This is a genomic window from Secundilactobacillus pentosiphilus (assembly GCF_002217985.1).
Lineage (GTDB): Bacteria > Bacillota > Bacilli > Lactobacillales > Lactobacillaceae > Secundilactobacillus > Secundilactobacillus pentosiphilus.
Window position 1 is genome coordinate 1 of the sequence record NZ_BCMI01000118.1, and the last position, 207, is coordinate 207.

The 207-nt window shown below is 58.0% G+C and carries 1 rRNA gene; it reads right to left on the bottom strand.

The features are described 5' to 3' along the window. Positions 1–207: ribosomal RNA gene (locus CES81_RS13300) — 16S ribosomal RNA — on the bottom strand; the annotation flags it as partial.

The window sequence follows — 207 nt, forward strand, 5'->3', positions numbered from 1 at the left end:
GCCGCAGGTTCTCCTACGGCTACCTTGTTACGACTTCACCCTAATCATCTGCCCCACCTTAGGCGGTTGGCCCCCGAAGGTTACCGAACCGACTTTGGGTGTTGCAAACTCTCATGGTGTGACGGGCGGTGTGTACAAGGCCCGGGAACGTATTCACCGCGGCATGCTGATCCGCGATTACTAGCGATTCCGACTTCGTGCAGGCGA